The 26,485-nt window shown below is 61.7% G+C and carries 24 protein-coding genes; 4 read left to right on the top strand and 20 right to left on the bottom strand.

From position 1 onward, the window contains the following. Nucleotides 1-17: 17 nt before the first annotated feature. The 8 genes from IPM84_03845 to IPM84_03810 form a co-directional block, all read right to left on the bottom strand. Nucleotides 18-371, bottom strand: a complete 354-nt coding sequence (locus IPM84_03845) for a DUF5615 family PIN-like protein (GenBank protein ID MBK9091901.1) — start codon at nucleotides 369-371, stop codon at nucleotides 18-20. Between the two features lie 5 nt (nucleotides 372-376). Further along, nucleotides 377-604 carry a DUF433 domain-containing protein gene (locus tag IPM84_03840; GenBank protein ID MBK9091900.1) on the bottom strand — a complete coding sequence of 76 codons (228 nt, stop codon included), beginning with the start codon at nucleotides 602-604 and terminating at the stop codon, nucleotides 377-379. A gap of 280 nt (nucleotides 605-884) precedes the next feature. Continuing rightward, nucleotides 885-2,126: a hypothetical protein gene (locus IPM84_03835; protein ID MBK9091899.1), complete on the bottom strand. Its 1,242-nt coding sequence runs from the start codon at nucleotides 2,124-2,126 to the stop codon at nucleotides 885-887. 66 nt (nucleotides 2,127-2,192) lie between these two features. Beyond that, the gene (locus IPM84_03830) at nucleotides 2,193-3,527 is read right to left on the bottom strand and encodes a hypothetical protein (GenBank protein ID MBK9091898.1); all 1,335 of its coding nucleotides are present in this window, start codon (nucleotides 3,525-3,527) and stop codon (nucleotides 2,193-2,195) included. Nucleotides 3,528-4,166: 639 nt separating this feature from the next. Next, nucleotides 4,167-4,547 (bottom strand): hypothetical protein, encoded by a 381-nt coding sequence (locus tag IPM84_03825; GenBank protein ID MBK9091897.1) that lies wholly within the window; start codon nucleotides 4,545-4,547, stop codon nucleotides 4,167-4,169. Further along, nucleotides 4,544-4,885, bottom strand: a complete 342-nt coding sequence (locus IPM84_03820) for a hypothetical protein (GenBank protein MBK9091896.1) — start codon at nucleotides 4,883-4,885, stop codon at nucleotides 4,544-4,546. The genes IPM84_03825 and IPM84_03820 overlap by 4 nt, the downstream gene beginning before the upstream one ends. A 61-nt stretch (nucleotides 4,886-4,946) precedes the next feature. Further along, nucleotides 4,947-6,215 (bottom strand): hypothetical protein, encoded by a 1,269-nt coding sequence (locus IPM84_03815; GenBank protein ID MBK9091895.1) that lies wholly within the window; start codon nucleotides 6,213-6,215, stop codon nucleotides 4,947-4,949. 298 nt (nucleotides 6,216-6,513) lie between these two features. Continuing rightward, nucleotides 6,514-7,539, bottom strand: coding sequence for a hypothetical protein (locus IPM84_03810; protein ID MBK9091894.1), 1,026 nt, complete (start codon nucleotides 7,537-7,539; stop codon nucleotides 6,514-6,516). A 544-nt stretch (nucleotides 7,540-8,083) separates the two neighbouring features. Between IPM84_03810 and IPM84_03805 the strand changes: the two genes are divergently transcribed. Next, nucleotides 8,084-9,643 (top strand): hypothetical protein, encoded by a 1,560-nt coding sequence (locus IPM84_03805; GenBank protein MBK9091893.1) that lies wholly within the window; start codon nucleotides 8,084-8,086, stop codon nucleotides 9,641-9,643. 12 nt (nucleotides 9,644-9,655) lie between these two features. On the opposite strand, the gene IPM84_03800 is transcribed toward IPM84_03805, so the two are convergent. The 3 genes from IPM84_03800 to IPM84_03790 are packed head-to-tail and all read right to left on the bottom strand — an operon-like array spanning nucleotide 9,656 to nucleotide 12,980. Next, a complete protein-coding gene (locus tag IPM84_03800) occupies nucleotides 9,656-11,092 on the bottom strand; it encodes a ferrous iron transporter B (GenBank protein MBK9091892.1) in 1,437 nt (478 codons plus the stop codon). Then, nucleotides 11,089-11,955 (bottom strand): 50S ribosome-binding GTPase, encoded by an 867-nt coding sequence (locus tag IPM84_03795; protein MBK9091891.1) that lies wholly within the window; start codon nucleotides 11,953-11,955, stop codon nucleotides 11,089-11,091. Before IPM84_03795 ends, IPM84_03800 begins: the two co-directional genes overlap by 4 nt. After that, nucleotides 11,952-12,980 carry a metal-dependent transcriptional regulator gene (locus IPM84_03790; protein ID MBK9091890.1) on the bottom strand — a complete coding sequence of 343 codons (1,029 nt, stop codon included), beginning with the start codon at nucleotides 12,978-12,980 and terminating at the stop codon, nucleotides 11,952-11,954. The genes IPM84_03795 and IPM84_03790 overlap by 4 nt, the downstream gene beginning before the upstream one ends. Before the next feature lie 184 nt (nucleotides 12,981-13,164). On the opposite strand from IPM84_03790, the gene IPM84_03785 reads away from it, so the two are divergent. After that, complete coding sequence (locus IPM84_03785) at nucleotides 13,165-14,673, top strand: site-specific DNA-methyltransferase (GenBank protein MBK9091889.1); 1,509 nt, start codon at nucleotides 13,165-13,167, stop codon at nucleotides 14,671-14,673. Here IPM84_03785 and IPM84_03780 read toward each other — a convergent pair. Continuing rightward, a complete protein-coding gene (locus tag IPM84_03780; protein ID MBK9091888.1) occupies nucleotides 14,601-15,851 on the bottom strand; it encodes a class I SAM-dependent methyltransferase in 1,251 nt (416 codons plus the stop codon). The two genes, IPM84_03785 and IPM84_03780, sit on opposite strands and share 73 nt — an antisense overlap. A gap of 283 nt (nucleotides 15,852-16,134) precedes the next feature. Here IPM84_03780 and IPM84_03775 point away from each other — a divergent pair, with 283 nt between their 5' ends. Beyond that, nucleotides 16,135-16,848, top strand: a complete 714-nt coding sequence (locus IPM84_03775; GenBank protein MBK9091887.1) for a methylated-DNA--[protein]-cysteine S-methyltransferase — start codon at nucleotides 16,135-16,137, stop codon at nucleotides 16,846-16,848. Nucleotides 16,849-16,885: 37 nt separating this feature from the next. Then, nucleotides 16,886-18,010 (top strand): thermonuclease family protein, encoded by a 1,125-nt coding sequence (locus IPM84_03770; protein ID MBK9091886.1) that lies wholly within the window; start codon nucleotides 16,886-16,888, stop codon nucleotides 18,008-18,010. A gap of 66 nt (nucleotides 18,011-18,076) precedes the next feature. Here IPM84_03770 and IPM84_03765 read toward each other — a convergent pair whose 3' ends face one another. From IPM84_03765 to IPM84_03730, 8 genes are all read right to left on the bottom strand, one after another. Continuing rightward, nucleotides 18,077-19,294, bottom strand: coding sequence for an MFS transporter (locus IPM84_03765; protein ID MBK9091885.1), 1,218 nt, complete (start codon nucleotides 19,292-19,294; stop codon nucleotides 18,077-18,079). Nucleotides 19,295-19,314: 20 nt separating this feature from the next. Next, entirely contained in the window at nucleotides 19,315-22,350 is a 3,036-nt protein-coding gene (uvrA, locus tag IPM84_03760) for an excinuclease ABC subunit UvrA (protein ID MBK9091884.1), read from the bottom strand. A 203-nt stretch (nucleotides 22,351-22,553) separates the two neighbouring features. Then, nucleotides 22,554-23,228 carry a 50S ribosomal protein L25 gene (locus IPM84_03755; GenBank protein ID MBK9091883.1) on the bottom strand — a complete coding sequence of 225 codons (675 nt, stop codon included), beginning with the start codon at nucleotides 23,226-23,228 and terminating at the stop codon, nucleotides 22,554-22,556. A 1,193-nt stretch (nucleotides 23,229-24,421) separates the two neighbouring features. Next, entirely contained in the window at nucleotides 24,422-24,646 is a 225-nt protein-coding gene (locus tag IPM84_03750) for a hypothetical protein (GenBank protein MBK9091882.1), read from the bottom strand. Nucleotides 24,647-24,654: 8 nt separating this feature from the next. After that, complete coding sequence (locus IPM84_03745; protein MBK9091881.1) at nucleotides 24,655-25,029, bottom strand: hypothetical protein; 375 nt, start codon at nucleotides 25,027-25,029, stop codon at nucleotides 24,655-24,657. A gap of 86 nt (nucleotides 25,030-25,115) precedes the next feature. Next, nucleotides 25,116-25,502, bottom strand: a complete 387-nt coding sequence (locus IPM84_03740; GenBank protein ID MBK9091880.1) for a hypothetical protein — start codon at nucleotides 25,500-25,502, stop codon at nucleotides 25,116-25,118. After that, on the bottom strand, nucleotides 25,499-25,891 hold the full coding sequence (locus IPM84_03735; GenBank protein MBK9091879.1) for a hypothetical protein: 393 nt from the start codon (nucleotides 25,889-25,891) through the stop codon (nucleotides 25,499-25,501). Before IPM84_03735 ends, IPM84_03740 begins: the two co-directional genes overlap by 4 nt. A gap of 89 nt (nucleotides 25,892-25,980) precedes the next feature. After that, nucleotides 25,981-26,388, bottom strand: a complete 408-nt coding sequence (locus IPM84_03730) for a hypothetical protein (protein ID MBK9091878.1) — start codon at nucleotides 26,386-26,388, stop codon at nucleotides 25,981-25,983. Nucleotides 26,389-26,485: the final 97 nt, after the last annotated feature.

Here is a 26,485-nt window from a genome sequence, read left to right as displayed (position 1 = left end):
TCGCTAGCCCGAAGACCTCACTCTCGAATTCTGATGCGTTGCTCGTCCACGATCCACAGCGCTTGGGTGATCGGTTCGCTCTCCAGGGCCTTGACCACGCGCGCGACCATCGCCATGACAGACCACTTATCTTGATGTTTGCTGCGCACGATGATGATGCCTGTATAATGTTGCGGAGGGTAAGTGCGAATGTCGGCAAAATCCAGGTCAAGCGTCAGTAACACGCGTTGCTCTTGCTGGCAGACCCGGGCAATCGTGCCATCAATCTCGCCGATCAACGCTTCGTCAAAGACGGTCAGAGCATCATGGCCGGCGCGCATCAGGATGTCGGCTACTTCGACTGGTAGGTTCTCGTCAATCTTGAATTTCATGGTAGTCAGGCCGGCATTAGGACGACGCGTTCACGCGCCAGTTCAGCCGCGTAACCAATGGTGGCTTGCACGGCCTCGCGAGACACAGACGGATAGCTGCGCAAGATCTCGTCAATTGACACACCTGCAGCTAAGTTGTCGAGTACCACCGACACTAAGACGCGTGTGCCTGCAATACAGGCCTTGCCATGACATACCAGCGGGTCAACCCTAACGTAATTCCACCAATCCATGGCTTCCTCTTCATTTCTGCGCATACATAGGCTTGAATGAACGTCGCAGGCCGAACACATTATACTCGTGTGCTCCGTACGCCCCAAATGAATCGCTGGCGTCGCCCCGAATTCGCTGACAGACGTTCAGGCGTAGCACAACAAGCGACCGCCTATCTGGTGAAGCAGTAAGACTGGTTGCGTCGCAGAAACCTTCCTAACCAGCAGATATGCGCTATCCACGACGAGTGGCGAAGACACGAATTCGCACCGGCGCCCTTCGCACCTTCGTGATCCAGCATTACTGCGGATTAACCAACACCCACACCTGACCGTGTTCGGCCGGACCGAGGGCCAGGCCCAGGCTCGGCGCAAACTCAACGATATCGGCGAGGCCGCCATCCGTGCGCTGGACCTGAAAGGTGGACAGGGCGCGCACACTGCCGGTCGCTTCGGCCACCGTCAGATGGTCGCCCACTTGGACGGTGCCGGCTGCCTTGACCCGCACGGGGCCGAAGATGACTACCGACAGGAATTCGCCGGGTGCGGCCGGCTGTCCAGGCCGCGGCGCCAGCGTGGTGCTGCCATCCTCCTGACCGATATAAGGTTCGGCGCGGCCGCTGACGACGCCCAGCAGCGGGCTGCCCGGTGTGGCCCGGCGCACGCGCAGCAGCATCTCGGCGCCGGCGAAGGAGCTGGCGGCGACGCCGTCCACGGCTACGATCTCGCCCGCTTGCAGGGTCTCACTCCCGGAGTTGATGGCCAGCCGGGCGATGAGACAGCCGGTGCAGTTGCCGGCGACGTTGATGTCGCCGCCAAAGTAGCCGGCCCAATTGGTGGCGTCGGCCACCCAGACTCCGCTGTCGCCGGCTGTGGACACATACAGCCCGTTAGTGCCGGAGTCGTCACTACGGAAGGCGGCGCGGCCGGCGTAGACTACTTTAGCGCCGTAGTCCTCGGCGTTGGCGACCTCGAAGCCGTTGGCGTTGGTGATGTCAGAAGTGCAGTTGGAGACGCTTCCGGCGCATGTGACTGCAAACCCGTCCGAGCCCGCTGAGTACACTCTCACGCCATGGGCGCCCGCCGCCCCTACCTGCACGCCGTCGTTGTTGGCCGAGGCCACATATACGCCGGTGCCCGCCGAGTTCACAAACACGCCGATGCCGCCCATCGAGTCCACGAGCACGCCGTGGGCGCCCGAGATGATGCGCAAGCCATTACCGTTGGTGTTCAACACCAGCGGTGCATAGTCGGGGTAGCCGAAAGAACCAGTCAGTGTGAGTGGATTGTTGTTCCCCGTCCACGTCTGGCCCAGGTGGTTGTGGTTGTTGTCGCTGACATAGGCGCCGGTTTGGCTCCAGTGGCCGGCGGTTTTCTGGATGTCGAAGATGTCCGCGTCCCCGTCGTGGTCTACATCACAGGCGGGGTCATAAACGCCACCTGCGGCACAGGGACCGGCCTGCGGCGTGGCGCCGGCTGCGCTGGTCAGGGTGGCCAGCAGGGTCAGGATGAGAATCAGAGCGAAAAATTTGCGTGCGTTCATGGTTTACTCCTTACGTTTAGTCGCACAGAATGCGCTCGTTTCGAACCGAAGTTGCGACGTCTTTCATCAGTCTGCTCGTGCGGCAAAGGCCTCCAGGCGCTGACTTGCCGACCCCTTGCGCAGCGCCACGATCCGATAGTCGAACGCGACCGCGCACGACTTCCCATCTATGGCACGCACCGTGAACCCGGCCGGCGTCTTTGCGGCCACATACAACGTACAGTCACCCAAGGGCGTCAGAAAGACATGATAGGATGGGGTGGTCTCAATCGTCGCTGCGTAGATCGGTTCAAGCAACACCACGGCCTCGCCGTCCACGAGTTGACCTGAGCCAAAATCCTCAAACCAGGGCTGCGGGCTATGAACGGCGTAGAGCAGCCGTTGGTCGTGCTCGTCGGTCGTGACCGCCGTCGCACTGGCGCCAGCCGCCACCGCCAGGCCTGTTTCGCTCACAGTCCAGACGACTGTGTTTGCGCCGTTGCGAATATTGAACGCGCTCGTACTGTTGTTGTCCTCGTCCAGGTCAATCTGCACCACATCGTTGCTGTACAACAGAATGTCGCTGCCGGACAGGCTCGGCTCTGAGTAGATACGGCCATCATCCTCGGCGCCCACGCCGCCCAAGACCAGGTCCGGCGCCTCATTGCTGCCGCCTTCCGCGCGGACGCCGCCCCCGCCGTTCACCTGGTTGAGGAAGTGCCCGCCGAAATGCCCTGCGGACGCCGATTGTGCTTGCACGCCGTCCCAGCCCGCCGAGGCCACGTACACGCCGTAGTGGTCAGCCCGGCCTACATACAGTCCATCACCCTGGGCCCCCGCCACCTCGAAGCCGTTGTTGTTCCCGGAAGAGAACTGGGTAGTCGGACTACCCGCCGCGCGCACGTATATACCGTCATCGCCCGCCGAGTCCACATACACGCCGGTGCTTGCCACCGACTCCACGTAGACGCCGCTGCTACCCGCCAATAACACAGCCACGCCATTGATGCCCGCCGAGCTAACCTGCACACCAGCGTCCCCCGCCGAGTCCACCTGCACGCCATTGTTCGTAGCCGAGGTGATACGCAAGCCCGTACCGGTACTGTTGCTCAACACCAGCGGCGCATGGTCGGGCGCGCCGAATGCTCCTTGGATCTTGATCGGGTTGTTCGCGCCCGTCCAGGTCTGGCCCAGGTGGGTGTGGTTGTTGTCACTGACAAAGGTGCCGGTCTGGTTCCAGTGGCCGGCGGTGAGCTGGATGTCGTTTACGGTGATGGTACCATCCTGGTTGGCGTCACAGGCCGGATCGTAGGCGGCGCCAGGGACACAGGGCCCAGCCAGCGGCGCACTGCTGGTCGTACCGGTCAAGGTGGACAGCAGGGTCAGGACGAGAATCAGGGAGAAGAGTCTACGAGCGTTCATGATTTGTTCCTTCTTTTTCGTGGCGCAGGATGGTTGTTTGGCCGGCAGAATCCGCTAAGGGCGCCGCCTGCGCGTGGCGCGCCCCCAACCTGGGTTGCCGTTCATTGCCGGCCGGAATCTGGCTCGCCAAAGGCCGCGCCCTTAAGAACGCGCGCAGGCGGTCGCCTGATGTCGGCGGGTTGACCCGGCCGGCCCAGACCACCTATGATCGGGACGGGGAGGCGTCGTCGCCAGAACGAGCCAGATGCAGCTGACTGCCCGGCCGGCCTTGGCCGCCCGAGATCGGGACTGTTGCCTGAATGATCAGTTGAGCGTGGTGCAACCGATGGGCGGAAGCCGGCGTAGATGCCGGCTCATCTGACAGAGGAAAACGGATGCCAATGGATGGCGATCTGCGTGGGTCAACGAGACTTGCAGCCGGTGTGAATAGTAGTTTTCTCTCCTTTCAGTGCTGCCTGTGGTAGCTCAGCGTTGCGTATTATATCAACAGCCTGAGGCCGCTAGCCAGACGGCTACGCCTGGGGGGCCAGCGAGGGGCTGAAGCTCACTGGTACTAACTTTTGGCTCGCGGGCGCACTGTGATCGCCGTTTGTCCCAACAGGCGTATCTCAGGCTGGAGCAGTACCGACAACTTTAGGATCACATATGGTCCAATATCTCCGCAAGCACATCCAGGATATTCAGGGCACGTCCTGGTGCCACCGAGTTGTCCGCGCCATCATGGATGTGATGGGGAAATCCGGGTAGATCGGGGTAGTGTGGCGTATTATCCCAACGACGAATGAGATGGTCTTCCTGACTGGCCCAATGGTAGCTGTAGGTCACCACCTCAAGTCGCCCGTCGGGCGTGCGCTGGACATACTCGGAGAACTCAAGTTGGCTGCGATCGGCAAATACCACAGTGGCTCGCAAGTGGGCATCCGCGACGCTCACACGCTCGCGTATGACGGAAAAGCGTTCAACACGGCTATCGCCCAGGATGTATTCCTTGAAGGCGACAAGGTATTCGGCCGGGCTCATGCGGGAACCGGTTGGCCCAAGATGTTCAGGCGACGCTTTGCATTCTCCGCCATCTGCACCAGCGATGCCCACTCAACGAAGTCCATGCGATCATCAGTCTGGCCGGTCATGTAACGATGGTAGAATGTCGAAGAAGTGAGATGATGCTCTTCCTCGAACGCACGCAAGTCAGATGTCAGTTGGATCAATAACCGGCGATTCTCCTCGGCCTCATAATCCAGGAGTTTACGCAGGCCGCGCTCCAACACCAGGCTTGTCGGACCTGATTGATAGAGTTCAGCCAGGCGCTGCAGATATTGAGATGTCAGGTTCTGAGGACTTGCCTGGGTTGCGTTCATCGCTCGTACTCCTTTCGACGATGCCCATAGTATCACAATCTGGCGCCGCTGACAAGAGGGCCTATTGCACGTTGACCAGCACCCAGATCAACCCTTCGCCGGCGGCCAGCGGCTCCAGCGCCGTCCCGATGACGGGCGCGCCCTCGCTGACGATCATGCCTTCGAGGGTGCGCGTGCGCAGGGCGCGCGCGTGGCCGGCCAGGTCCGCGGCGGTTAGCCGTTGACCCACCGTCACCGGGCCATCCGCAGCCGAAACCTTCACCCGCGCCGCACCTGCCACCGTCAGCGCCACATAGTCGCCCGGCTGAGCCGGCCCTTCGGCGCGATGCAGTTCGGACGCCTGCGCCGCGCTTTCGCCCAGCGCGGACGCCGGTCTGGGGCGGGATGTCAGGGCCAGGCGCCCTTCCACAACCCCGATCACGCCGCCAGGGGCGCCGGCCGCGGCCTGCACCTGAGGTAGATGCACCGTGCTGCCCAGCAGCGGGTCGGCTATCCCGGCCGCCATCACCAGGTCGCCAGCCGTCAGGCTTTCGGCGCCGCTCACCTGCGCTACCAGCGAGACAGACTCCAGGAGCACGTTACTGCCATGAATCTTATCCGGCGTGTAGAAGCCCCATTCACCACTGGCCTGAGCTGAGTTGGCGTATACCCCGGTCGTGCCTGCCTGGTTCACATAAACGCCGAAGTCGCCCGTGAAACCCACGTATACGCCGTCGTCGCCCGCCGAGTAAATGTTCATACCATCGTAGACTGTCGAGTCCACAACAACGCCTTGGCCCGCCGAGACTACGTACACGCCATTGCGGTCAGCTCGACCAACGTACAGGCCGTCACCCTGGGCGCCCGCAACCTCGAAGCCGTTCGATGCCGCTGAGGCTGGGTTGGATGACGGGTTGCCCGCGGTGCCCACATAGACGCCGTCTTGACCCGAGTGGTTCACAACCATCCCGTAGTAGCCCGCACTGCCCACGTAGATGCCGTCAATCGCCACCGAATTGATGGCGAGGCCATGGCCGACGCTGTTGTTCAGCGTCATGACCGCGTAACTCGGCGCACCAAAGGCTCCCTGGATCGTGAGCGGGTTGTTACTGCCTGTCCACGTCTGACCCAGATGGGTGTGGTTGCTGTCGCTGACAAAGGCGCCGTTCTGATTCCAGTGGCCGGCAGTGAGTTGGATATCGGCTACGGTAATCTGTCCGTCCTGGTTCGCGTCGCAGGCGGGGTTGTAAGCAGCCCCGGGCACGCAGGGGCCGGCCAGGGGTGCCGCCGCCGCGGTAGAAGCGAGCAGCCCAACGATCAGGGTTAGCGCGAGCAATCTGCGAGTGTTCATGTCTATCCTCCTGGTTCAAGTGTAGTGCATATCATGCACAAATCGGCCAAGAGGGTTGTAGCACAGGATCGCGCGCGCGTCAATGGGATGGGCGTGTGAGACCCTTATAGTTCTTGTGCATAGTCTGCGGCTTCATGTTCAGCCTGCGCAACCGTAGAAGCAACGATGTTGGATTGATCCAGCCTGGTAATCAGCAGCCCGGAGTGGCGGATCCCCGCCATCCACGAAGGCTGGCACGAAGGCACAAATCATGCCCGACGCCCTTCGTGCCTTCGTCCCCTTCGTGCCTTCGTGCTAACTACTGTACGTTGACCAGCACCCAGATCAACCCTTCGCCGGCGGCCAGCGGCTCCAGCGCCGTCCCAATGATGGCCGCGCCCTCGCTAACGATCATACCGTCGAGGGTGCGGGTGCGCAGGGCGCGCGCGTGGCCGGCCAGGTCCGCGACCGTCAGCCGTTGACCCACCGTCACCGGGCCATCCGCGGCCGAAACCCTCACCCGCGCCGCGCCTGCCACCGTCACCGCCACATAGTCGCCCGGCTGAGCCGGTCCTTCGGCGCGCTGCAGTTCGGCCGCCTGCGCCGCGCTTTCGCCCAGCGCGGACGCCGGTCTGGGGCGGGCTGTCAGGGCCAGGCGGCTCTCGACAACCCCGATCACGCCGCCAGGGGCGCCGGCCGCGGCCTGCACCTGAGGTAGATGCACCGTGCTGCCCGGCAGCGGGTCGGCTATCCCGGCCGCCATCACCAGGTCGCCAGCCATCAGGCTTTCGGCGCCGCTCACCTGCGCCACCAGCGAGACGGACTCCAGGAGCACGTTACTGCCATGAATCTTATCAGGCGTGTAGAAGCCCCATTCACCACTGGCCTGCGTCGTATTGGCGTAGACGCCATTATAGGTCGCCGACACAACCCGCATGCCGTCGCCGCCGGCTGCCTCTACCACCATGCCGTTCCAACCGGCCGACGCGACATAGGCCCCGGTTTCCGCCAATTGCACATTCAGGCCAGTGCTGTCCGCCGAGACGATGAACACACCATCGTACGCGGTATGGCCAACGATCAAGCCGTAGCCGCCCGCCGAACTGATACGCACGCCGTTCTCACCGGCAGAATAGATGTAAACGCCATCGCCGCCGACTGTGCCCACCAATACGCCGTCGTCAACGGCCGAACTCACGTTGAGGCCGCCCGTTCCCACGCGCAGGCCAAGGCCAGCGCTGTTGTTCACGGTCAGGGCAGGCCCGGCAAATGATCCTTGAATCGTGATGGGATTGTCCGCGCCGGTCCAGGTTTGCCCCAGATGGTTGTGATTGTTGTCGCTCACATAGACGCCATTCTGACTCCAATGGCCAGGCGGTCAGTTGGACATCGAAGATGTCTACATCGCCGTCATGGTCCACATCACAGGCGGGGTCGTAGGCGCCGCCAGGGATGCAGACCCCGGCCAACGGCGCCCCGCCGGCCGCGCCGGTCAGGGCGGTCAACAGAACCAGGAGAATGGTCAAAGAAAAAAGTTTGCGCACACGCATTGTTCGCTCCTTATGCACCATCGCACAGAGTGTCCCTGTTGCAGGCAGGGTTGGGTCACAGAGGTTGCTCGGCTTGCATCATACAACGAAACGCTAAAGTCATCAATAATGGACGCGCACAGCTTGCAGTATATCTGCGTTCGCAATCTTGATCTTCCCATTTGGCATTGCGCGGCAAACGGTTTATGATGGGCGGGCGCTAAACCGTCAGGCGGGGCGCGGCGATCTATTCTCAAAGAGGCTGGCTGGTAACGTGGCTATAACACATTCCGAACCCGGTGCGGGCCGTCATGGCATCCTGCGGAATTGGGCCGCGGTGACCGCGGCGAAGAGGATGATGTGAAGGGCAGTCGTCTGTTGATCTGGGGCATGGCCCTGTGCGTCGCGGTGGCGTTTGCCGGCGCCATCGGCGTCATCCTGACCGTGTTCGACCATAACGAGCACATGTACCTCGCGGCCGGCGTCCAGGTGGCGCAGAACAAGGTCATCTACCGCGATTTCGCCTATCTGCAGATGCCCTATCTGCCCCTGTTGTATGGCAAGCTCTTGCAGTGGCTGCCCATCCAGGCTTACTATCTGCTCGCCGGCAAGGTGGTCAGTTGTTTCTTCCTGGGCCTGTCGGCCGCGACCCTGTTTCTGATCGGCCGCCGTGTCCTGGGGCAGCTTGCGCCGGCGCTCGGCATCGTCGCCCTGTTCTTGCTCAACATGACCATCATCGGGCCGGCCGCGGAGGTGTCCAACTACATCGCGCCACTGGCCCTGTCACTGCTCAGTTTCTACGCTTTTCTCGTGTCAACCGACCAGGCGCGGGTCAAATCCCTCGGTCTGGCGCTCTCCGGCTTTTGCCTGGCATTAGCCATCGGCAGCAAGCTGACCTACGCGCCGACCGTCGTGCCATTCCTGATCGCCATGAGCCGGCTGCCGGTGGAAAATGGCACGCCGGCCGCCGCGCTCAGATACCGGCTCACACACGGCCTGGCGCCGTTCATGGGCGGCCTTGCGCTCGGCTTGCTGCCGTTGGTGGGCTACCTTTTCGATTGGGATCGGTTTCTCTTCAACAACCTGGGCTACCATGCGCTCAACACACAGTGGCGCCTGCTGACGGGTTATGCCGGAGCCATGTCGGTTGCGGCCAGGCTGGACTTCGCCCGCCAGATTCTGACACGCACCGATAACCTGATCTTGATCGCGGGGGTTTTGCTGGCAATCGGACTCTCGCTCGGCCGCTTTGCCGGCCAACGACCAACCGGCAGACGCCTGCCGTCGGGCGCGCTGCTGGCAATGCTACTATTCCTGGTGGCCGTGCCGACGGCGCTGGCGCCGGCGCCCTCTTTCTTTCAATATTTTGCGCTACCCGTCAGTTGCCTGTTTCTGCTCCTGATCTACGCCTGGGCGCCACACGCCGCCGCTGACTTCCGTTGGCGCCGCGTCCTGCTGCCCATGCTGGTGCTGGTGTCTGTTGCCTTCAGCGGCCCTGGCTTACAGCGATCAATCACGCGCTTGGTTGATCCTCAGACCTGGAGCGGTGTCTACGCACACCAGGTCGCCATGAGCATACGCCAGGCCCTGGAAACGGCTGGCGTTGGCCCAACCGGCAAGATAGCTACCCTGTCGCCCGTCTACGTCATCGAAGCCAATCTGCCGATCTATCCGCAGTTGGCTACCGGGCCGTTCTTGTTTCGCGTGGGCGATCTGCTCACGCCGGCCCAGCGCCAACGTTTCGTCGGCGCCTCCCCGCAGACGGTGCATGAGCTGCTGGACGCTGATCCCCCGGCCGCGATCCTGGTTGGCTTCGAGGGCGACCTGGACGCGTCGCTGCGCGATTACGCCAAACAGCACAATTACGCTCAACAGGACACCCTGGCGGGCGGCGCCGAGTTGTACATCCGCCCGCCATGAGTCTTTCCCGGCTTATCCTCCGCCCAGCAAACGCCAGACCTGAGCGACCAGGAAGGTCACGCCAAAGCCCATAGCCAGCGGCAGCAGCGAAGCGATGACGGTCCATTTGACGCTGCCCGATTCCTTGTAGATCGTATAGATGGTTGTGCTGCACGGGTTGTGCAGCAGGCTAAAAAGCATCAGGTTGACCGCGGTCAGCAGGGTCCAGCCGCCGGCCTGGAAAAGCGCAGCGGTTGACTCCACCGTGTCGGTCTGGAACATGACGCCCGCGCCCTGCCCTGCGCCGGTCATGCCGGTGACCAGGACGGTCAGCATCAGGATGGTGGGTACGACGATCTCATTGGCCGGAATGGCGACGATATAGGCCAGCATGATGACGCCGTTGAGGCCCAGGAGCAGCCCGAGCGGATTCAGCAGGTTGACCAGGTGCTCGGCCAGGCTGGGCTGGCCGAGGTGGATGTTCGACACCAGCCAGATGACCGCGCCGGCCGGCATGGCGAAGACGACCGCGCGCCACAGCACCGACATCGTGCGGTCAATCATCGAAGTGTACAGCGTTTGCAGGATACGCGGCGGGCGATAGGGCGCCAGCTCCAGGCTGAAGGTGGAGACCTGGCCCTTGAGCACGGTGCGCGAGAGGCTCCACGACGCGACAAACGTGAACAGAACACCCAGGGTGGCGACTGCCATCACCGCCAGCGCAGAGATGATGCCGCCGAGATAGGCGGGCACCAGCGCGCCGATGAAGACGGTGGCAATCAGGATTTGCGTGGGCCAGCGACCGTTGCACAGGGCGAAGTTGTTGGTCAGCATGGCGATCAGGCGCTCGCGGGGGCTGTCAATGATGCGCGTGGCGACGACGCCGGCCGCGTTGCAGCCAAAGCCCATCATCATGCTCAGCGCCTGTTTGCCGTGCGCGCCCGATTTCTTGAAGATGTTGTCCAGGTTGAACGCCACGCGCGGCAGATAGCCAAAATCCTCCAGCAGGGTGAAGAGCGGGAAGAAAATCGCCATCGGCGGCAGCATCACCGCGACTACCCAGGCCGTCGCCAGGTACATGCCGTCCAGCAGCAGCCCGCTGAGCCACCACGGCAGGCGAATGGCATCGGCCACCTGGTGCAGCCAGGGGTAGACCTGGCCGATGAGGAGCGAATCGAGCATCTTGGAAGGGACGTTCGCGCCGGTGATCGTGATCCAAAAAACCAGTGCAAAAAGCAAGAACATGATGGGTAGACCCCACATGCGACTGGTGACCAGGCGGTCAATCGTCTTGTCCAGGGTGGGGCGCGCCTGCCGGTCCGGCCGCGTCACGACACTATCGGCCAGGTTGGCAGCCTCGGTGAACGTGGCCTCCACAACCCTCTCGTGAAAATCACTCCCAATCTGCCAGCGCAGCCGATTGGCATTGGCAATGATCTCTTCGGCTGTCAGTTGCATCGTGCTGTTCATGCGGCCTCCAGGCGTAATTGCAGGTTACCGGTCATGGCTTCGGCCTCGGTGCGGGTCAAATCGCCCAACTCACCGCGACGCAGGGCCTGGATGATGCGCTCATCGCCATCGAGCAGGCGCCTCGCCACCCAACGTGCATTGGGCAGGGCCGGGTAGAGGCTGTGAATCTGCGCGACGAGCGCGTCCACCGCATTTTTCAGCTCTGCAGGCTCGGTTGTGATGCGATGGGGTCGGCAAACGGTGCGTCCCGTTGCCACCTCACTCATGGCCTGCAACAGGTCTTGCAGACCCTTGCCATAACGGGCAGTCGTGGGCACCACCGGCACTCCCAGCCGTCGCGCCAGGTGACGGGCGTCCACGCTGACCCCGTGCCGCTGCGCCTCATCTATCAGGTTGAGGCAGACCACCACCCGATCGGTAATCTCCAGCACTTGCAGCACCAGGTTCAGGTTTCGCTCCAGGCGGCTGGCATCCGCGACCACCAGGGTCACGTCCGGCTGTCCAAAGAGGATAAAGTCGCGCGCCACTTCTTCATCCAGGCTCGTGGCCAGCAGCGAATAGGCGCCGGGCAGGTCTACCAGCTTGAAGCGTTGCCCGCCGTAATCGAAGCCGCCCTCCGCGCGCGTCACGGTTTTGCCAGGCCAGTTGCCGGTGTGCTGACGCAAGCCGGTCAAGGCATTGAAAACGGTGCTTTTACCCACATTGGGATTGCCCGCCAGGGCGACGACGAAATCCCAATTGGTCATGTCCACGCCCAGTTTGAGCAGATTGGCCGCGTTATGCACAGGGCACGCCTCACAACTGGCGTGGGCGGCCGGGATGGGCGGGATGGGCGTGGGGCGATAGTTGGACGATTCACTCATAGTGTGGCCTCCGCGGCCGGGCTGATGGCAATCAGCGCGGCCTGTTCACGACGCAGCGCAATCAGCGCCTCACGAATGCGATACGCGGTGGGATCGCCGCTCAGGCTGCGCATCTCGGCCCCGATCAAGGTGCCGGGCAGGATGCCCAGGTCAAGGAAGCGCCGGCGTTCGGCCCCGCGGCAGCGTGCGGAGATGCGCACCACGCGGCCCTGCTCGCCAGGCTTGAGATCGGCCAGGGTTGGTTCGACCGCGGCAGTCAGCGCCACCTCCAGCGGCCGCACATTGATGTTGGCCGCCACGATGGGCGCCAGGATGTGCTCATTGCCGTCGGCCCACAGACGCACGCGCTGCGGCGTCATTTCCAGAAGTTGAGCCTCCATGCCGGGGTAGAAGCCTTCGGCCACCAACTGCGCATAGACCACAGCCGGTTCGTCTTCCAGGTGTACGATGCGCACGGCCTGCTGCGGCTGCATCGCGGTCAGCGGTTGGCTGCCGTTGACCAGCACATCACCTTCGGCGCTCGGAATCGGATCGCCGTGCGGGTCGTAGGTTGGATTGCCGAGGGTGGCGGCCAACGCGTTGGCCGCGGCCGGCGTCAGGCGGTGTTCCATCTGGTCGGCCAGCTCATGCCAGGCCAACGGCTGGTAGCCGGTTTCATCGGCCAGATAGCGCTCCCACAAACGGTGGGCGCGCACCATGTGCAGCGCGTACTCCATGCCGGCGGTGGTCAACTGCAGGCCGTCAGGCCGCACCTCCAGCAGGTTGCGATTCTGCATCGCCGTCAACAGGTCGGCGGTGCGGTTTTCGGAGATTTGCAGGACGCCCGCCAAGCTGTGAATGGTGGGCTGCTGCTGGTTGACTGCACACCAGTGCAAATGCTTCAGGGCATCTTCGGTCAAGACGCGCGTCGTGGCGCGACGTGCCTGCCGCCAGCGGCTGATCAGACCATGCTGCGGCCACAACAAGCCCGACGCCAGCGCCATCAGAACGGCGGCAAACAACAAGGCTCTCGCCGGTTCAGACATAGGTTCCTCCATAGTTTCTCATTAGTAAAAACTAATTTTAGTCAAGACTAAATCTAGTGTACCAGACAACATGGCCGTTGTCAAATGATCGTTTTCAATCAGAACGACGGAGCGCAATGGTTTGACAGGCAGATCGTGTGGTATACTCTGGGTACATGGATTCAACTGACAAAGCAACTTGGCAATGAACAAAGAAAGCCCACATCAGACAGCAAACATGACGATCGTCCTGGACGACATTGCACGGCTCGATCACGAGTTGGAGCACCATTTCAGGCAGAAGTTTCAGGTTCAGCCGGCACTCACGCGCGCGTTGGTTAGTTTTCAGGCCAATAAGACGCGCCCGGTGTATCGCTGGTACAAGTACAAAGAGGCGTTCTCGGCCGCTTTGGTCGAATACCTGTTTCAGAAATACGGCGTCATGCAGGGGAAAATCCTCGATCCCTTTGCGGGCAGCGGCACGACGCTGTTTGCAGCCAGCGCGCTCGGGCTTGATTCAGAGGGCATTGAACTCCTACCCATCGGTCAGCAGATCATTGCCACCAAGACCTTGCTGGAAGCCGATTTTACGCCGGAGGATTTCGAGACATTGCGCCGGTGGGTGACAGATCGCGTTTGGCAAGCGAACGCAAACCACACGCCTTTACCCGAATTGCGGATTACAAAAGGGGCTTATCCAGATAGCACCAAGACAGCTATTGAAAAATACCTTGCCGTCAGCCGGTGCGAAAACCCTCAGGTGCAAACTGTTCTACGCTTCGCCTTACTGTGCATCCTCGAAGCCATTAGCTATACGCGCAAAGACGGGCAGTATTTGCGCTGGGACTATCGTTCCGGCCGCAAGCAGGGCGCAAGGCCATTCGACAAAGGCATCATCCTGAGTTTTGACCAGGCGATTGCCGAAAAAATCAACGAGATGGTTGAGGACCTGCAGCCGGTCACAGCGCAAATGAGTTTTTTCCCAACCACAACGGCGCAAGGTGGAATTCACCTATACGATGGCTCATGTTTGCACGTGATGCCCACCCTTGGCCGGGGCGTTTACGATGCGATCATGACATCTCCGCCTTACTGCAATCGGTATGACTACACGCGCACCTACGCATTGGAGTTGGCATTACTGGGAACGGATGAAAAGCAGTTATCGCATTTGCGCCAGGAGATGTTGAGCTGCACCGTCGAAAACCGAGCCAAGGACTTGCTGGCGATGAACCCGGGCTGGACGGCGGCTGTTGCTGCCGCCGATGGCACGGAACTCCTGCAAGCCATTCTGGAACACCTTGAAGATCAGAAAGCGCGCGGCCTGCTGAACAACAACGGCATTCCACGCATGGTCAGGGGCTATTTCTACGAGATGGCCTGTATTATTGCTGAGTGTTCACGCGTGCTGAAGCCCGGTGGCGCCTTGTTCATGGTCAATGACAACGTCAGGTATGCCGGCGCCAGCATCGCCGTGGACATGATACTTTCCGCCATTGCGGAAAAACTGGATTTTGGCATCCATCAGATCCTGATATTACCCAACGGCAAAGGCAACAGCAGTCAGCAGATGGGTGAACACGGGCGCGAGGAACTACGGAAGTGCATCTACGTTTGGAGAAAAGCCGGCATGCCTCGGGCTCACCGCACCGTGGCAAACAGGCATTTGAGATACGCGCCCTCTGCGAAGCCGATGGGGTGGTCCACGGCGTGACCGGAATGCGCAAAGGGTTGCAGTGGACGACCAGCTTCGACCGCGGCCTGCTCCACGGTGGCGTAGAAGTCCGCGGCGCTGATTCGGCTGGAGCACGAGGCCATGACCAGCGTGCCCGCGGGCGCCAGCACCCCCAGGGCCAGGTGGGTCAAGCGCCGATAGGCACGCAAGGCCCCGTTCACCTCACTCTCCTGCTTCGCCAGGGCCGGTGGGTCCACGATCACCAGGTCGAAACGCTGCCCGCGTTGGCGCAGGTGGGTCAGGGCATCGAACGCATCGGCGGCTAACACCGTGTGCGTCGCCGCGGCCACGGCCGGCAGATGCCGGTTCAACTCGAAGTTGCGCACGGCCGCGGCCAGGGCCGGCGCGCTGAGGTCCAGGCTCACCACCTCCGGCGCGCCACCGGACGCGGCGTAGAGCGAAAAACCGCCGGTGTAGGCAAAGACGTTCAGCGTGCGGCGATCCGCGGCCAGCGTGGCGACGCGTGCCCGGTTTTCGCGTTGATCGAAGAAGAAGCCGGTCTTCTGGCCGCGCAGCACATCGGCCTCGAAGCACAGTCCATTCTCATGAAAGCGCACAGCCGCATCGGGCAGATCGCCGGCCAGGGTCATGCCATCAGCCAGGCCGTGCAGCCACACCGGTTGGCGTTGCAGATCGCGGCTGAGGCGCAACACCACGGCCTGCGCCGGGATGACCTCCGCCAGCGCGGCAAGCACAGTCGTCAGGTGGGGAATCCAGGCCAGGGTGTAGATCTTCAGCACCAGAACCGCGTCGTAACGGTCAATGACCAGGCCGGGCAGGCCATCGTTCTCGCCGTGCAGCAGCCGATAGCCGGTGGTGCCCTGACCGGGCAAGGCGGCGCGGCGGGCCGCGGCCGCGGCCAACTGGGCGGCAAACCAGGTTTGATTGATCGTGGCCGGTGCGCCGCGCTGCAAAATACGCACCCGAATCAGCGAGGTGGGGTCATAGAGGCCGATGGCGAGGAAGCGCCGCTGATCGTCGAAGATGACAGCCAGATCGCCTGGATTTCCCGGCGTGTCCGGCTGCTGGATCACCGCTTGCTCGAACAACCAGGGATGCCCCTGCCGCAGGGCGCGCTGCGCAGCCGGCCTGACCCGCAAGGCCAGGCGCCGCACAGCCGGCGGTGGAATGTGCGCCAACAAATCAGTCACGCCCATGGTCATACTGTAGAAAGTCTCCTCGTGTCCCGACTTGGGGCAACAGCCCACGCAGGTTATACTGAGTTATCAAATTGGTGGGCTTCGCAGCCGTTGCAGCGACTTGCAGTCGCCGGGCGCCTCTATTGTAGCGCACAGCACACACATGTCAAAGCACCTTGCGTGCAACCGCCACGCCCTCGGAATGATTTTGGAAGAAGATGAACTTGACTAGCCGCGCATGCCAGGCTATCATCTGTTTTCGGACCCGAATCAGTCAACTGAAAGGCAGTCGGTTCATTCCATGAATTTGGCCTGGAACTGTGTAGATTCACCCCTGGGGCGGCTGTTGACGGCCGGCACGAGCAACGGTCTGAGTTTCGTCGCCCTCGACGATCATGACGCCGCCCTGCTTGCCGCGCTGCAGGCAGAGTATCCCACGGCCACCCTGTCACCGGCCACAGATACCCTGGAAGCCTGGTCGCAAACCCTGGTCGCCTTCCTGACCGGCGCCGTGCAGGACATCGCCCTGCCGCTCGACATCCCCGGCACGCCCTTCCAATGGCGCGTCTGGCGTGCGCTGCAGGCGATTCCTTACGGCGCCACCTTGAGCTACGGCGAGATCGCCAGCGCATTGCAGATGAAGAATGGCGCCCGCGCAGTGGGGCACGCCTGCGCCACAAATCCAGTTTCACTGGTCATTCCCTGTCACCGGGCGCTGCGCAGCGATGGCGGCCTGGGGGGATTTCGTTGGGGGTTGTGGAGAAAGGAGAGGCTGCTGGGGTTGGAGATTGGAGACCGGAGATTGGAGACCGGAGACCGGAGATTCGTGGAGATTGGTGAAATTCGTGGCAGGGAGCGGAGATTTGAGACCGGAGATTGGAGATTCGTGGAAATTGGTGAAATTCGTGGCAGGGAGCGGAGACCGGAGATTGGAGACCGGAGATTGAAGACTGGCGACCTGAAACTCCAGTTCACACAACTCCCTTTTTCCACAAACCTGGTCTCTATTCTCTGATCTCTAATCTCTGCAAAGAGCAGATAGGAGTTTGATTGTGGATTTGATCGGTTTTGTGCGGCGATGGGCGCCGGTGGTGTTGATTGTGGCGCTCAGCGCCTGTCAGGCGCGCACCCCGGCCCCCAAGGGATTGCCAACGCCAACGGCGTCGCTGGCAGCGACGGTGAGCGTGGTCACGCGGACGCCAACGAGGCAGCCAACCGCGACGATAAGCGTGGTCACGCCAACGCCGCTGCGCCTGCCCAACTATCCTGACCAGCCACTCAACCTGCCGCAAGGGAAGGTGCTGAGCGTGATTGATGGCGACACCATTGATGTACGCATTGACAGTCAGACGGTCAGCGTGCGCCTGTTGGGCATCAACACGCCTGAAGTGGTGGGACCCTATCGGACGGCGCAGTGCTTCGGCAATGAGGCTTCGGCCAACGCCAAGCGCCTTCTCGCCGGCGCAACCGTTTATCTGCAGGATGACCCGCAGCAGGACGACAAAGATCAGTACGGGCGCTGGCTGCGTTATGTGTGGCTGAGCGATGGCCGTCTGTTCAATCTGGAGGCGATTGCGCAGGGCTTTGCGCTGGAGTACACCTACTACAGGGACCGGCCCTATTCTCTGAATCGTGTCTTTCGTGAGGCGCAGCAGCTGGCGCAAGAGCAAGGGCGTGGCCTCTGGTCACCGCAAACCTGCGCTGGTGACATCAAACGGCCGCCGCTGTCAGCCACGACCGTGGCGCGCACGCCTACTGCACGGCCGACACTTGCCGCCACTGCCCTGACGCGTACGCCCACCCCGGCGCCGGCGGCCACGCGCAGCGTCAATAGCTCGATCGCCATCACCGGCATGATGTACGCCGGCGACGATGAGGTGGTCACAGTGACGAACCAGAGTACCGCGCCGCAGTCACTGGCCGGCTGGCGTTTGCAGAGCTACGGCGGCACTCCTTGTCGCTTGATCCCTGAGCAGGTCTTTGTTCTTCCGGCTGATCTAACCCTGGCGTCTGGCGCCAGCGTGCGCATCCACAGCGGCCCGCAGGCGCTGAACAAACCGCCGACCGATCTCAAATGGACAGAAGATACCGTTTGGAACAACGGCGGCGATCGCGCCGACCTGCTCAGCGCGGACGGAAAACTCGTGACCTCACTCGCCTACGGCGCCTGCCAGTGACCTCACCTCATCCCCTGCCCCTTCTCCTCTCCGCTCTGCGGAGAGGAGAAGGGGGTGAGGTCGCACTCAATCGAAACGGCGCACCGCGGGATGCAACAGGCCGAGCGCGGTAATCAATGCCGTCAACAGACCGCCAGCGATAAAAACCAGGGCCGGCCCCAGCGCCTCGGTGGCCCAGCCGGTCAGTCCGTAGCCAATCGGCAGCAGCATGAAGGAGCCGAGCATGTCAAAGCTCGCCACACGGCCCAGCTTGTCGCCCGGCACCACAGTTTGCAGGATGTTCGTCCAGATCAGGCCAAAGACCTCCAACGCCGCGCCGTTGATGAGGGCCGCCAGCAAGATGACAGCCAGCGGCACGTTGGCGCCCAGTACGGCCAGCCCCAGCCCCGCCACGATGGCGCCGCCGTAGGACACCAAACCGCGCCAACGTAAGCGCGGGTAACGCCCCATCCACAGCCCGCCGAGGACATAGCCGATGGGAAAGACAGCATAAAGCAGGCCCAGGGTGCGCACATCACCGTGCAGGTGATCTTTGACCAGGAAAGGCAGCGCCACCGCAAACGGTGCGGCCAGCGTGATGTTGGTCAGGGAAAACAAGAGGATTGTCACCCACAGAATGGGGCTGCCGGCGACCACGGCCAGCCCTTCGCGCAGGTCGCGCACGATGCCATGCATGCCCTGGGACGCAGACGGCGCCGGCGCGGTGGACAGGCGCAGGAGCGGCAGCACCAACAGCGCCGCGGCAAAAAACGAGAGCGCATTGCCGGCAAAGGCCAGCGTGGTGCCACCCAGGCCCACGAGAGCCGCGCCCAGGGCCGGCCCCACGATGCGGCCGGCCTGCATGCTGAGGCTGGTCAGTGAATTGGCGCTGGTCAGCGCGCTGACCGGGGTCAACTCCGGTACCAGGGCCAGATACGCCGGTTGAAAGAAGGCGTCGGCCAGGCCGAAGAGCAGGCTGGCCCCGTAGATGTGCCAGATTTCCAGGCGCCCGCTGAGGGCCAGCCATGCCACGCCCGCCGCCGCGATGCCCCGGCCCAGGTCAGAGATCAGCAGCAGGCGCACCCGCGGCAGGCGATCCACCGCCACGCCGCCGATGAGGACGAAGAGCAGCATCGGCACCATCGAAAAGGTCAGCACGGTGCCCATCGCCAGCGCGGAGCCGGTCTTTTCCAGCACCCACCATGCCAGTGCCACCTGATAGAGATGATCGCCGACGCGCGAGATCGTCTGCCCGACCCAGAGGAGGGCAAACGATCGGTGCGTCAGAGCACGAAACAGCGCCATCAGCGGCCTCCGAGGAGCGGCTAGTTCACAGGGGTGGACGGGTCGAACGCTGCCGAGACTGGCAGGCGCCCGATCTGCGGCAAGACATGCTGCAAGAACTGGCCGGTGTAGGAGGCCGACACCTGCGCCACCTCTTCCGGGCGTCCCTCGGCGATGATGCGGCCGCCGCCGTTGCCGCCCTCCGGCCCCATGTCAATCACCCAGTCGGCCGACTTGATGACATCCAGGTTATGCTCGATGACCACCAGGGTGTTGCCGCGGTCGGCCAAGTCGTGCAGCACCTGCAGCAGGCGCCGCGTGTCCGCGAAGTGCAGGCCGGTCGTCGGTTCGTCCAGGATGTAGAGCGTATCGCCGGTGTCGCGACGGCTCAGCTCCTTGCTCAGCTTGATGCGCTGCGCCTCGCCGCCGCTCAAGGTGGTGGCTGCCTGCCCCAGGCGGATATAGCCCAGACCCACCGCTTCCAGGGTCTTGAGCTTGTTGCGAATGGCCGGGATGTTGTTGAAGAACTCGTGCGCCTCTTCCACCGTCATGTCGAGCGTGTCGGCGATGGATTTGCCCTTGTACAAAATTTGCAGCGTGTCCCGGTTGTAGCGCTTGCCGTGGCACACTTCGCATGGCACCCAAACATCGGGCAGGAACTGCATCTCGATGCGAATGGTGCCATCGCCCTGGCAGGCCTCACAGCGCCCGCCCTTGACATTGAACGAGAAGCGCCCCGGCCCATAACCGCGCAGTTTGGCGTCCGGCAGGCGGGCAAAGAGATCGCGCAGCGGGCCGAAGAGAGCGGTATAGGTGGCCGGATTGGAGCGCGGCGTGCGTCCGATCGCGCTCTGGTCAATGTCAATCACCTTGTCCAACTGCTCGATGCCCAGGATCGTCTCATGCGCGCCCGGCTTGTCCTTGGCCCGGTAGAGGCTCTGCGCCAGGCGCTTGTAGAGCACCTCGATCACCAGGCTCGACTTGCCGGAGCCGGAGACGCCGGTCACACAGATGAACTTGCCCAGGGGAATGCGCACATCCACGCCTTGCAGGTTGTTCTCCGTGGCGTGTTTGATGAGCAGGGTCTTGCCGTTGCCGTCGCGGCGCTTGGTCGGCACCTCGATCCGCTCTTCGCCGCGCAGATAGCGGGCCGTCAACGAGTCGGGACACTCGATGAAGCTATCGCGCGGCGCGGAGCAGACCACCTGACCGCCGTGCTCGCCCGCGCCTGGCCCCATATCCACGATCCAATCGGCCGCGCGCATCGTTTCTTCATCATGCTCAACCACCAGCACGGTGTTGCCCAGGTCGCGCATGGCAATCAGCGTGCGAATCAGGCGCGCGTTGTCGCGCTGATGCAGGCCAATGGACGGCTCGTCCAGGATGTAGAGCACGCCCATCAACTGCGAGCCGATCTGCGTGGCCAGGCGGATGCGCTGCGCCTCGCCGCCAGACAGCGTGGCGGTGCCGCGCTTGAGCGACAGGTAGTTCAGGCCCACATCGGCCATGAAGCCGAGCCGGGCGCGAATCTCCTTCAGAATCTGGCGCGCGATGGTCCACTGGCGCTGCGTCAGCGGTGAGGCCGCAGGCACCTCCAGGGCATCGCCATACTTCGCCACGCGCTGGCTCTCGGGCGCGCCGTCGCGGCCATTGGCCGCGACCGTGATGACCGGCGCCGTCTCTCCTTGCAGCAGGCGCACCCATTCCAGGGCTTCGATCACTGAGAACTGCGTCACCACATCAATGTTCTGATTGATGATCGTCACGGCCAGGGCTTCGGGGCGCAGGCGCTTGCCGCCGCAGACCGGGCACGGGCGCGAGGTCATCAATTCTTCCATCTCGGAGCGGATATAGTCAGAGGTGGATTCACGGTAGCGCCGCTGCAAGTGCGGGATGACCGCCTCGTAAGTCGTTTCGTAGGTGCGCAATTGGCCGGCGGTGTTGTGGTACGTAATCGCAACCGACTCCGCCTGGCCGGCGCCAAAGAGGATGATCTCGCGCTGGCGGTTGCTCAATTCCTTCCACGCAACCGTGAAGGGGATATGGTGCTTGGCGCACAGGGCGCGCAGGAGCTGGCGATAGTGATTCTCCTCGTCCTTTTGCCCTTGCTTGCCCCAGCCGCTGACATTGAGCGCGCCCTCTGCCAGCGACAGATCAGGATTCGACGCGATCATCTCAGGGTCGAACTCCATCTGCACGCCCAAGCCGCTGCAGGTCTGGCAGGCGCCGTGCGGTGAGTTGAACGAAAAGGTGCGCGGCTCGATCTCCGGCAGGCTGATGCCGCAGTGGACGCAGGCAAAATGCTCGGAGTAGAGGCGATCGGTCGCAGCCGCGTCCCGCTGACTGACATCGCTGACCAGGATGGCGCCGCCGCCCAGACGCAGCGCGGTCTCCACCGAGTCGGTCAGGCGGCTAAGATCGAGCGCGCCCTCGCCGTCCTTCACCACTACCAGGCGATCCACCACCGCTTCGATGGTGTGATTCTTGTAGCGATCGAGCTCGATCTCCTCATCCACATCATGCACCTCGCCGTTGACGCGCACGCGTACGAAGCCGGCCTTGCGCACATCCTCGAAGATGCCTTTGTGCTCGCCCTTGCGCGCCTGGATCAACGGCGCCAGGATCAGGATACGGCTGCCGGCTGGCATCTCCAGGATCGAGTCCACAATCTGTTGAGCGCTCTGCTGGGCAATCTCGCGGCCGCAGTTGGGGCAGTGCGGTGTGCCCACGCGGGCATAGAGCAGGCGCAAATAGTCGTAGATCTCGGTGGTGGTGCCCACGGTGGAGCGCGGGTTGCGGCTGGCGCCCTTCTGGTCAATCGAAATGGCCGGACTGAGGCCCTCGATCTGATCCACGTCGGGCTTTTCCATCAGGCCCAGGAACTGGCGTGCGTAGGCCGACAACGATTCGACGTAGCGGCGCTGGCCTTCGGCATAGATCGTATCGAAGGCTAACGACGACTTGCCCGAACCGGAGAGGCCGGTGATGACCACCAGCTGGTCGCGCGGCAACTCGACGGTGATGTTCTTCAGGTTGTGTTCGCGTGCTCCGCGAACAATCAATTTGTCATGAGCCATGATCTGGTTCTCCTGACAGCGCGCGCCACGCGCAGTCGCATGACCCGGCGCTTTGTTGCATTGATCCTTGCGGTCGTGTCGAGCGTGGACTTCACGCGCACAAAAGGCTGAATTCTAACATAAAAAAGCACTAAGAAACCGGGTTTCAGTGATGAAACCCGGTTTCAGCATAAGCAGAATCGGCCAACAAGCAGCGAGGTTGCTTACTTCCTCTTCGTATCCTCGGGCGGGAGTTCTTCGCCCTTGGCGGCCTTGCCCTTGATCACGACTTCCGGTTCGGCAGCCGTGCTCGTCGTGGCGGCCTCACCGGTATCTTCAGAGACGGCGGCGCGGGTACGGCTGACCATCACCACGGCATCGTCAGCCGAGATTGCCAATTTAACGTTGGCCGGAATGACGAGGTCTCTGGCGTGCAGGATGTGGTGCTCGGCTGTGAGTTGGCTGATGTCAATCGTCAGCGCATTGGGAATGTTGCTGGGCAGACAGGAGACCATGACGGCCTCCAGGTTATGCACCAGCACATAATCACTGCCCAGGCTAGATTGTAGTGCGCCAACCAGCCTGATCGGCACCGCAATCTCAATCACTTCCGTCATGGAGACCTGGTAGAAGTCCACGTGCAATGGATTGCGCTTGACAGGATGGCGCTGCAGTTCCTTGATAAGCACGGCCACCTGGCGGGTGCCCAGATCGAGCGTGGTCAGGTGGGTCAGAGCGCCCTGCTTGACCGCCTTATCGAGGCTGATCCGTTCGATCTGAATGGATTCGGCCGGGATATTGTGTCCGTACATTACCGCAGGCACCAGGCCCTGCTGGCGCAGTTGGTTGACATGGGCAGATGGGTCGCGCTGCTGCGCCGCTAATGAAATTTGAGCCACGATTCTACGATCTCCTTTTTACTATCTTACTTTACTATCTTACGATGAACGTCTTGCCGCGTATTTTTCGTTAATCATTTCGTTTCTTGCACCATCGGCGTTGTCTGCGCTGGCGCTTGATGTGGATGCATTCTTCATACCGCGCAAATAAAGGCGCCTGTAAGCAGGCGCCGGACTATTGTACCTGAGGCCGGGCAATTCGTCAAAGCCAAGCCTTGAACTGAAGTTCAGGCTGTTATGGGAAGTCCGCTGAAGCGGACTGGGGGCATGAGCGAATCTCGGCGATGCGCGTCGGTCTCGATGGGCCTCAATTCCCTGCCACGAATTTCACTCATTTACACGAATCGAGCTTCTGTCTTCGTGTCAATTCGTGCAATTCGTGGCAAAAGTCCGACCAGATTTCCCTGCCACGAATTTCACTAATTTGCACGAATTTCAGGGCCTTGTCGTGTCAATTCGTGCACTCGGAGAATCCGCCTCGCTTCCCGCTGCCACGATTTTCACTAATTTCCAAGTTGGCTCTGCCTTCGTGTCGATTCGTGCAATTCGTGGCAAAATCTGGCGCAGGCGGGGACTGACCGCGGCGTCCGCTTGCGGTATGATTGCCTGCGCGCGGTCTCCTGGCCGAACGTCCTCTGCTCTTGACGATCATGGCGCGGCTCCCCGCCCTTCACCGGGCAGTTGCCCTAAGACCCCCACCCCAACTGTACACCGAGGCGGTGCAATTGCTCCTGGAGCGATGGGCAAATCCAACCGGCGCCGGCGCCGGTATCGTGGAGCACCCGGCCATCCCCTACCCTGAAATGAGCGATCTGCGAGCCGCCTGTACGCGGTGGCCTTCAAGGCCCACAGCCGGCACAGCGGTGATGGCGACACGGCGGACATCGCCGAAGGCGAACTGCGCGCCTGGCTGGCGCCCTTCTTGAACAACGACTGGAACAAGGCCGGCGTGTTCATTGATTACATTCGTGAGCGAGCCGGTCTGCTCATCCGCCACAAGACCGAAGCCTACACCTTTCCACATCGCACCTTTCAGGAATTTCTGGCCGCGTGTCACCTGGCCAGCTTGCCCGATTATGCGAGCGAGGCGGCGCGACTGGTCCGTGCAGAGCCAGACCGCTGGCGCGAGGTTTTTCTGCTGGCAGCCGGCTATTCTACTCGCATCAATCTGTTGGGTCAGGCGCTCAACGCCGTCAACGCTCTTCGCCCTTCGAACCGGATCGCGCCGCGGTCGGCAGCGCCGGGTCGTGGTATCTGGCGTTGTAGAAATACAATCCGCCCGCCACCTCGTCCAGCACCTGCCCGGTGAAGCGGCGCTGCGTCGGGGTCGCGTCGAAGGTGTAGCGGCTCTCGCCCCACGGCTTGTAGCGAATCTCCGACAGCCGGCCGCCGGTCTCGTTGACCGTTTTCTCTGCCACGAATTTCACTAATTTACACGAATCGAGTTTCGTCTCGTGTCAATTCGTGCAATTCGTGGCAAAAGTCCGCCCGTCGTGTTGCTCCCCATCACCGCCTTCACCCGGTTGCTGCCGTCCGCAGTGCCAGTGGGTGAAGCAACAGCGCCGTGCTTCCCTGCTTTACCGGTTGGCAGCCGGTTCTCCGCATCGTAGACCAGGGTGTAGGTCACGCCGCCCACCGTGCGCCCGGTCATGCTGCTGCAGCCGTAGTTGTAGACGTTGCTGCTGCCCGCCTGCAGCACCGCATGTGGCTTCGTCGCCTGCGTCCCCGCCCGGCAATTCCCCGGCGACGACGCACCGTACACATAACTCCCCACACTGGACTTACTCGCCGTGGCATTCACCCTGCCTGGACTGCACATTAGATTCGGCCACGGAAGTATCTCAGGCTTCATCGGCACAATGGGATACCAGTGCTTGCAGTTCACCTTCACATTGATGAACACTGAACATTGTTCTGGAGCATACGTTCCAGCCCAAATCGAAGTGAGGTGATAACCGTCATCGGTACTAGAAGGTAACATTCCAACGCTTCCCCCAAACCTAGGACAGATCCCGCTGGTTGAGAGAATTCTATCCTCAATACGCGACCGCGAAGAATGCATGAAGTAATCCCGCCGTAGTGCGACGCACCGGTATTGGTTGTAACACAGTAAGTATCCAACCCAAGTTGCTGATCCTGTGTGTTAAGAGTCAGGGGTTGCTGGATTTCAATCCAACTCATTGGCATTTCCTTCTGATCATACAGCGCGATTACAAAAGCATTCAGATCCTCCAATTCTTGTACTGAAATTGCTCGAACTGTTAATCTCTTCATTGCACCTCATTTCGGAGTTGACCATTCTCCCCAGGCCAACGATAAATGATGATAGTGCCGTTGACTCTTGCCGCAACGTTCATGGCCCCTTTGCATGATGGACAAGGTGGATACTGACCCATGATAATCATCGTGTCACCAGATAGCATGGGGATTTGCTTCACAGCGCGGGCCTCAGTATGCGTTGCCAACGATGAGCGAGGAAACCCAAGAGCAGCCTCCTCGTTCGTCATATTCCCACTCGTCATCGTATATTGGGATGCAACTTCGCCATTGCGAGTAATGGTCACAGTCGCTTGGTGGAGAGCTTTCCCGGAACCAAATGTCCCGAAAACTCCAACAGCATAGAGCCCTACGCCGAAAGATGCATTCCCCCCATAACCGGACATCGCCTCGAAGATTACGCCATTGGTGGTCGCTGCGCTTCAGTGCTAACTCCGCCAAGATTTCTGCGCCCAACTCCGCTTGAGCTTGCGCATTACCCGGTCGAGATGATGCCGTTGAATTCTTCGGTTGCGGGAGTGGCTGATAGGCGCCTGCGTCCTCGCCAGGGTGCGCCAGGTAATACTGATACGCTTGCTTGGCGCCGATTGATCCAGTCTTCTCGCCGCAGTTGCAATTCAATGCTGTGGAGCGCATCTATGCCGCCACAACCATCATCTACGCTTGTTCCACATATGGTTGCATGTCCGCTTGATCGATGAACCCGGAGAGGTTGATTCCCGAGGTAGCTGTAACGGTTCAGATTCTGCGGATTTTCCGGCTGGGGAATTACCGTATCCGCGGCGAGAAAATCGCCCGATGATCGATCGTACCAGCGGGACTGGTAGAAATACAACGCCGTGCCGCTGTCCCATCGCTGCCCGGTGAAACGGTAGGTCGTCACCTGGTTGTTGCGCGAAGCGTTGCGCCAAAGCGGGATAGTAGCGCAGTTCGGTTTGACGCGCCGCTGTTGTTCAGGTCAGCGCGGTGGAGCCGAGATG

The organism is Candidatus Amarolinea dominans (assembly GCA_016719785.1).
Taxonomy (GTDB): domain Bacteria; phylum Chloroflexota; class Anaerolineae; order SSC4; family Amarolineaceae; genus Amarolinea; species Amarolinea dominans.
This window is presented reverse-complemented; position numbering and strand designations above follow the sequence as displayed.

Excerpts from the sequence above, each read along its gene's own strand:
- IPM84_03815 (MBK9091895.1), bottom strand. The coding sequence starts at position 6,215 with ATGAACACTCGCAGATTGCTCGCGCTAACCCTGATCGTTGGGCTGCTC.
- IPM84_03735 (MBK9091879.1), bottom strand. The coding sequence starts at position 25,891 with ATGTCCGGTTATGGGGGGAATGCATCTTTCGGCGTAGGGCTCTATGCT.
- IPM84_03800 (MBK9091892.1), bottom strand. The coding sequence starts at position 11,092 with ATGAACAGCACGATGCAACTGACAGCCGAAGAGATCATTGCCAATGCC.
- uvrA (MBK9091884.1), bottom strand. The coding sequence starts at position 22,350 with ATGGCTCATGACAAATTGATTGTTCGCGGAGCACGCGAACACAACCTG.
- IPM84_03820 (MBK9091896.1), bottom strand. The coding sequence starts at position 4,885 with ATGAACGCAACCCAGGCAAGTCCTCAGAACCTGACATCTCAATATCTG.
- IPM84_03765 (MBK9091885.1), bottom strand. The coding sequence starts at position 19,294 with ATGGCGCTGTTTCGTGCTCTGACGCACCGATCGTTTGCCCTCCTCTGG.
- IPM84_03845 (MBK9091901.1), bottom strand. The coding sequence starts at position 371 with ATGAAATTCAAGATTGACGAGAACCTACCAGTCGAAGTAGCCGACATC.
- IPM84_03785 (MBK9091889.1), top strand. The coding sequence starts at position 13,165 with ATGAACAAAGAAAGCCCACATCAGACAGCAAACATGACGATCGTCCTG.
- IPM84_03830 (MBK9091898.1), bottom strand. The coding sequence starts at position 3,527 with ATGAACGCTCGTAGACTCTTCTCCCTGATTCTCGTCCTGACCCTGCTG.
- IPM84_03740 (MBK9091880.1), bottom strand. The coding sequence starts at position 25,502 with ATGAAGAGATTAACAGTTCGAGCAATTTCAGTACAAGAATTGGAGGAT.
- IPM84_03840 (MBK9091900.1), bottom strand. The coding sequence starts at position 604 with ATGGATTGGTGGAATTACGTTAGGGTTGACCCGCTGGTATGTCATGGC.
- IPM84_03795 (MBK9091891.1), bottom strand. The coding sequence starts at position 11,955 with ATGAGTGAATCGTCCAACTATCGCCCCACGCCCATCCCGCCCATCCCG.
- IPM84_03775 (MBK9091887.1), top strand. The coding sequence starts at position 16,135 with ATGAATTTGGCCTGGAACTGTGTAGATTCACCCCTGGGGCGGCTGTTG.
- IPM84_03835 (MBK9091899.1), bottom strand. The coding sequence starts at position 2,126 with ATGAACGCACGCAAATTTTTCGCTCTGATTCTCATCCTGACCCTGCTG.
- IPM84_03780 (MBK9091888.1), bottom strand. The coding sequence starts at position 15,851 with ATGGGCGTGACTGATTTGTTGGCGCACATTCCACCGCCGGCTGTGCGG.
- IPM84_03790 (MBK9091890.1), bottom strand. The coding sequence starts at position 12,980 with ATGTCTGAACCGGCGAGAGCCTTGTTGTTTGCCGCCGTTCTGATGGCG.
- IPM84_03825 (MBK9091897.1), bottom strand. The coding sequence starts at position 4,547 with ATGAGCCCGGCCGAATACCTTGTCGCCTTCAAGGAATACATCCTGGGC.